Consider the following 1,770-nt stretch of genomic DNA (forward strand, 5'->3'; position numbering starts at 1 on the left):
CCTTCACTTGTGATCATCCGGCCTAGACACCTGAATGATCACCAGAAGACCGCGCTCTTCTACGTACCGGCCTGAACCGGCGTGACTACCCCAAAAGTAACTAAACGGTCAAAGCTCGACCTTGCGAACGCCCTGAGGGCGTGGAGCTTGCCCCCGATCTTGGTGTACTGCCCGGCGTGGTCTTTGATCCCGACCAGTGCGGCGTGGCGGAACGCGGCGACACCGTCGGCGAGGACGCCTGCATCGATGTGGTCGTGGCGTGCCGCGACGGCCTGCTCGGCGGCGGTCTTGAGGGCCAGCAACGCCTCGATGCCCTGCCCGGCCCACGTCGCCTGCGGGTCGAGTTCCCCGGCGGCGATGAGTTCCCGGAGTAAATGCGCGCAGCACAAGGCGTGAGTCGCGCTCGGGTAGCAGTCATATGGCGCCCACGCGTCGTGCACGGCGATCCCGGTGAAGCCGGACAGCACCCCACCCGCGTCGATGGCCTCCCGGCCCCGTTTCGGGTGCACATACAGCAGGCTGTACTTCCCGGTTGACGCCGAGTGGACCCAGTGCAGCTTCCCGGCGACCCGGAACCCGGTCTCGTCGAAGTTGACCACCTCAGCGCCGGCCAGGGCCCGGCGTACGAACGCCAGGAAATCACCGTCGAGCCGGCTGCCGGCGCGGGCGGTCATCGCCGCCACGCTGCCCTGCGAGATCGGCACCCCGAATAGATCTCCCACAGCCTGCGCGACCCGTTTCTGCGACCCGAACTGCGCCACCAGCAGGTACACCACCACCGCGCTCAGGCGAGGCCCATACTGCGCCGGGGCATCCACCCCCGGCGGCGTCGACGCGCACGTGACCGTCCCGCACCCGCACCGCGAAGCGACAATGTGGTGCTCAATCACCCGAGCGGTCACCTGAGGGATCTCGAACACCTGCCGACGGGTCACCCCCACCACAGCAGCGCCGGCCAGCCCGTCACCACACCCCGAACACGCCACCGGATCATGCCGCACGACCTCGTCCGGGTCATCGACCTGCCGCAGCGTGCGACCCTCACGACCATCCTGCCCACCCGGACGACGTCCCGACCTACCACGTAACGACTTCGGCGCCGGCTTCGTCAAACCCTCCGACGACGGCGGCACGTTCGAATTCCGCGGCGTCTGACCCAACCGGCGACGCAACTCCGCGTTCTCCGCCTCCAACGCCGCGATCCGCACGTCCCGCTGCGCGACCACCGCCTCCAACCGAGCGAGCCGCTCCAACAGCTCCACGATGGACGGCGAGTCAGACACTCCGGCATCCTGACCAACATCCCTACCAAGATCAAGCCACCACGCCACCCACAACCTGATCAGTTACCTTTCCCGAACGTTAGTCCCAAGGGCCGCGTCGCGCTCGGGGAGGTCGAGCGGTTCGAGGTCGTCGTCTTCGTCCCGGTCGTCCTCGGGGGCTCGGCGGGGCTGCCAGCTAGACCTAGACCAACGCATCGACTACGAGCGCGGCACCACCGGCCCCGCACCTGCCAGGGCCGCAGCGGCCTGAGACGCCGCTGGTCCCGCCCCCCAGAGCGGGGACGGGACCGGCGTGCAGTCATCGACGCCGCTTGCGTGGTCGAAGCGGCCAAGGTGTCAACGGGGCGTCCGACCCGACGGGGTGGGAGTCGGATTCGACAAGGGCGCCCCTGGGCCCAGGGCTATTGCGTTCTGGGGTAACTGCTGGTCACAGCGGTTATGAGGTCGTGTGAGCGACGGTCGGCGCGTCGGTTGGCGCGGGCGATGT

At 68.2% G+C, this 1,770-nt stretch carries 1 protein-coding gene; it reads right to left on the minus strand.

All coding sequences use genetic code 11. The features are described 5' to 3' along the window. Window positions 1–59: 59 nt before the first annotated feature. Window positions 60–1,208: an IS66 family transposase gene (locus AB0H52_RS31900; protein WP_357952000.1), complete on the minus strand. Its 1,149-nt coding sequence runs from the start codon at window positions 1,206–1,208 to the stop codon at window positions 60–62. Between the last annotated feature and the right edge of the window lie 562 nt (window positions 1,209–1,770).

Origin of the sequence: Micromonospora sp. NPDC050695, assembly GCF_040654415.1 — a bacterium.
GTDB lineage: Bacteria > Actinomycetota > Actinomycetes > Mycobacteriales > Micromonosporaceae > Micromonospora.